Source organism: Mycobacterium sp. 1245499.0 (genome assembly GCF_001673615.1).
Classification (GTDB): domain Bacteria; phylum Actinomycetota; class Actinomycetes; order Mycobacteriales; family Mycobacteriaceae; genus Mycobacterium; species Mycobacterium europaeum_A.
Genome location: NZ_LZMG01000145.1, coordinates 1 through 4,365 on the forward strand (window position 1 = coordinate 1; position 4,365 = coordinate 4,365).

Here is a 4,365-nt window from a genome sequence, read left to right on the forward strand (position 1 = left end):
CACCGCGACCAGCACGTCGCTGGATGCTTCCAGCGTCGCCACCTGCTCGGAGAAACCCTCGGCATAGCGCCGCTGCCAGCGAAACGGCGGGTGCACGACCACGGTCTGCGCACCCAGTTGTTCGGCGGCGCGCACGCTGCGATCCAGTTTGAGCACCGGGTTGGCGCCCCACACCCGCTGCGAGATCAACAGGCAGGGCGCGTGCACGGACAGCACCGGGACGCGGTAGCGCCGCGACAGCTTCTCGACGGCGGCGACGTCCTGACTGACCGACTCGGCCCACACCATTAGCTCGACGCCGTCGTAGCCGAGCCGGGCCGCGTATTCGAAGGCGGCCTCGGCCCGCAACGGGTACACCGAAGCCGTGGAAAGGCCGACTTTGATGGCTGGGCGCACTGTTTACGGTTGCCGCTAACCCGATTGCAACGACAGCGCCAAGGGTCCCAGGGTGATCAGCGCACCCACCGCGACCGCGATCAACGTGCTGGCGATGTCCTCGGTCTTGCGCACCACCCGCACCCCGGCCACCAAGCCCAGGATGACCAGTACCGATAGCACCAGCGCGACCAGGCTGTTCCACCGCCACAGCTGATCGAAGGCCACGAACAACCCGCCGCCGAACGCCACGGCCAGCATCGACTGCAACACGACCACGCCGCCGCGCCACAGCGCGTCGAATCTGCCGTGCTCCGGGTGGGCATCCAGGTCCGCGTCCGCGTGCCCGTCGTCATCGAGGTGCTCCTCGCCCAGCACCCCGGCGCCCACTGATCCCTCGGCATCCTCGTCCAGCTCGGCATCCCCGGACCGCAAGAACGAGCGCACGTACGCGGAGTCCTCCAGCGCCGGCTCGGCCTCGCGCACTTCGGAGTCCATGACGTCCACCGGGACGTCGGCGTAGTGGTCCATGGGGTCCGGGCTCATGCCCTCGGCCCCGGAGGCCTGCCCGGGCTGCCCGGTGCCATTAACGGACGAGCGGGACGAGCCGGGTCGGCCGGCGTCGGGCAACGGCCGTGGATATTCGCTGCGCTCGGGTCCCGGCGCCCGCTTGGGCTGCGGCGGTGACTTGGGCCAGCGTGGCTCGGGCTCCGACCAGTAAGGGGTTTTGGGTTCGTCTTCGGTCACCGGCTCGGCGGCGACGTCCTGGGTAGCGGGTTCGGCCGGAGCCGGCTCGGCAACCTCGATCGAGTCGGTGGCGCCGTGGTCGGCTTCTTCGTCATCGCGCACCAGCGGGATTTCGCCGGTCAGTTCTGCGACGGTCACTGAGTCGCTGTCGCCGCGCCGGCGGCGGCGCCGCCGGGTGACCGCCGGGGCACCGATGGTTCCGTTTCTGGCCAGCAATTCGGCCACCGAGATCGGCCGAGTGCCTGGGTTCTCGGTTTCGGAGTGCGGTCCGGTCATGGTTTGTCGCCTCTCGATCGGTGCTGATTCCGATCAACTACCTGACCTCCAGCATTACGCACCGAAGGCTCCATGAGGGCCGATCCGTCGGCTTCGCTGTCGAGTTTGCGCAAGATGAGACCTTCCCGTAATGCCCACGGGCAAATATCCACCGATTCGATCGACAGCGCTCGCATGCTTGCCTCCGCCACCAGCGCGCCCGCAACGATCTGCGGTGCCCGCTCGGCGCTCACTCCTTCCAGTTCCGCCCGGTCAGCGGTCGTCATCCTAGAGATGAAAGATATGAGTTGCCTGAGGCCGTTTGCTGTGAGCGTCCTCTTGACCCGCGGTCCGGCGCCCGAGGGCGCCGCGCCGGTGAGTCGTGCCAGCGACCGAAAGGTCTTCGATGTCGCCACCGTCAGGTCGGGACTACCCGCCTCGAGGATGTTCACGCTGGCCTCGGCGAGCTCGGCATCGAGCCAGTCCCGCAGCATCGCCACCCGGCGCCGGCCGGGCGGGTCGTCGGGCAGCCACTCGCGGGTCAGCCGCCCGGCGCCCAGCGGCAGCGACAAGGCGACCTCGGGCTCCTCGTCCACGCCGCTGGACATCTCCAGCGAGCCGCCGCCGATGTCCAGGTTGATGATGCGGCCCGCGCTCCACCCGTACCACCGGCGCACCGCCAGGAAGGTCAGCCGCGACTCGTCCACGCCGGTCAGCACCCGCAGTTCCACGCCGGTCTCCTTGCGCACCCGGCTCAGCACGTCGTCGGAGTTGCCGGCGTCGCGGACCGCGGACGTGGCGAAGGCCATCAGCTCCGCACAACCTGAACTGTCGGCGATCTTGGCGAACTCGTCGATCGTCGAGATCAGCTTCTCGGCACCGCGTTTGGTGATCTTGCCGGCGCTGTCGGTCGCCTCGGCCAGGCGCAGCGTGGCTTTCGTCGAACTCATCGGCGTCGGGTGACCGCCCCGGTGGGCATCGACCACCAGCAGATGCACCGTGTTGCTGCCCACGTCGAGAACGCCCAATCGCACGTAAACAAACTAACGAAGCCGCAGCAGCGGTGCTTTGCGCGACCCGGCTAACCCGCCGTGATCACGGCCATACAGGGCCCGAGTGTCAGCGACTCGGATGGCCCGAATCGTGGTCTAACGTGGACTGCGTGGCGAATTCGCACCCCGCACCCGGACAAGAGGTCGAGCTGGATTTCGCCCGCGAATGGGTGGAGTTCTACGACCCCGACAACCCCGAACACCTGATCGCAGCGGACCTGACCTGGCTGCTCTCCCGGTGGACGTGTGTGTTCGGCACTCCGGCCTGCCGCGGCACGGTGGAGGGCCGCCCGGACGACGGGTGCTGCTCGCACGGGGCGTTCCTGTCCGACGACGACGACCGCGCCCGCCTGGACGACGCGGTGCAGAAGCTGACCGACGCCGACTGGCAGTTCCGCGAAAAAGGCTTGGGCCGCAAGGGTTATCTGGAGCTCGACGAGCACGACGGCCAACCGCAGTACCGCACCCGCAAGCACAAAGACGCCTGCATCTTCTTGAACCGGCCGGGTTTTCCGGGCGGCGTCGGCTGCGCGCTGCACAGCAAGGCCCTCAAGCTGGGGGTGCCGCCGCTGACCATGAAGCCCGACGTCTGCTGGCAGCTGCCGATCCGTCGCAGCCAGGAGTGGGTGACCCGGCCGGACGGCACCGAGATCCTCAAGACGTGGGTCACCGAATACGACCGCCGCGGTTGGGGTTCCGGTGGCGCCGACCTGCACTGGTACTGCACCGGCGACCCGGCCGCCCACGTCGGCGCCAAGCAGGTGTGGGAAAGTCTGGCCGACGAGCTCACCGAGCTGCTGGGCGCCAAGGCCTACTCGGAGCTGGCGGCAATGTGCAAGCGGCGCAGCAAGTTAGGGCTCATCGCGGTGCACCCGGCCACTCGCCTCGCCGAGTAGCCGCACCGGTCCGGCTGGGTCCGGCAGGCCACGGGAGCAAGCGATGGACGACGAAAAGCGATCGGCCGCGGCTCCGCGGTGGCGGGGTGAGGCCGGGCGCCTCGAAGTGTGGTACGCGACCCTCTCCGATCCACGGACGGGCGCGGGGTTGTGGATCCATTGCGAGACGGTCGCTCCCGTGCGGGGCGCTCCCTACGCGCACGGCTGGGTCACCCGATTTCCGCTCGACGGGTCACCCCGCACCGAACGCTTCGGTCCCGAGCCCGCGCGGCCCGCGGCAGGCGCCGACTGGTTCAGCGCCGCCGGGGCGGGAGTGGCCGACGGGCGGCTGCGCGGACGGGCCGAATCGCTGGCGTGGGACCTGTCTTGGACGGACACCGCGCGTCCGCTGTGGACCTTCCCCCGTCTGACGTGGGAACGCGAGCTGCTGCCCGGCGCGCAGGTCGTGCTCGCCCCCACCGCCGACTTCACCGGGTCGCTGACCGTCCACGACGCCGCCGCGCCCATCGCGGGCTGGCGCGGCGCCGTCGCCCACATCTACGGACACGGCAACGCCCGGCGCTGGGGGTGGATCCACGCAGACCTCGGTGGCGGCGACGTCCTCGAGGTGGTCACCGCCGTGTCGCACCGGCCGGTACTGCGCAGGCTCGCACCGCTGGCGTTCGTGCGCTTTCGGCTCGACGGAAAAGATTGGCCCACAATACTTTTGCCATCGCTTGCGATGCGGACCAGGCTCGACCCACGAGGCTGGCAGCTGGTGGGTCGCATCGGCGGTCGGCGGGTACGCATCAGCGTCGACCAGCCGCCGGACCGGTGCGTGAGCCTGGGCTACACCGATCCCGACGGCGGCACCGCGGTGTGCACCAACACCGAACGCGCGGAAATCCATGTGGAGCTTGGTCACCGGCGCTGGTCGGTGCTCGGACACGCCGAGGTGGGCCTGCGCGGGGACGCGGCGCCAGCGATCAACGAGAGAATCGCGACGTGACGCCGGTTCCGGAATTCATCGTCGAGCTTCGTCGCCGAATCGGCCACGCGCC

Annotated in this window: 5 protein-coding genes; 2 read left to right on the forward strand and 3 right to left on the reverse strand. The window is 69.4% G+C overall.

Going from position 1 to position 4,365, the window contains the following annotated elements; translation table 11 throughout:
• From A5646_RS07205 to A5646_RS07215, 3 genes are all read right to left on the reverse strand, one after another.
• Positions 1-396, reverse strand: a 396-nt coding sequence (locus tag A5646_RS07205; protein ID WP_156765541.1) for a sugar phosphate isomerase/epimerase, incomplete at its 3' end; no start/stop codon positions are given.
• A gap of 15 nt (positions 397-411) precedes the next feature.
• Complete coding sequence (locus A5646_RS07210; RefSeq protein WP_067020847.1) at positions 412-1,398, reverse strand: hypothetical protein; 987 nt, start codon at positions 1,396-1,398, stop codon at positions 412-414.
• The gene (locus tag A5646_RS07215; RefSeq protein ID WP_066859593.1) at positions 1,395-2,411 is read right to left on the reverse strand and encodes a Ppx/GppA phosphatase family protein; all 1,017 of its coding nucleotides are present in this window, start codon (positions 2,409-2,411) and stop codon (positions 1,395-1,397) included. The genes A5646_RS07210 and A5646_RS07215 overlap by 4 nt, the downstream gene beginning before the upstream one ends.
• Positions 2,412-2,530: 119 nt before the next feature.
• On the opposite strand from A5646_RS07215, the gene A5646_RS07220 reads away from it, so the two are divergent.
• Together A5646_RS07220 and A5646_RS07225 are read left to right on the forward strand one after the other, a co-directional pair.
• Positions 2,531-3,325: a hypothetical protein gene (locus A5646_RS07220; protein ID WP_067020851.1), complete on the forward strand. Its 795-nt coding sequence runs from the start codon at positions 2,531-2,533 to the stop codon at positions 3,323-3,325.
• 43 nt (positions 3,326-3,368) lie between these two features.
• Positions 3,369-4,313, forward strand: a complete 945-nt coding sequence (locus tag A5646_RS07225) for a hypothetical protein (RefSeq protein WP_067020853.1) — start codon at positions 3,369-3,371, stop codon at positions 4,311-4,313.
• Positions 4,314-4,365: the final 52 nt, after the last annotated feature.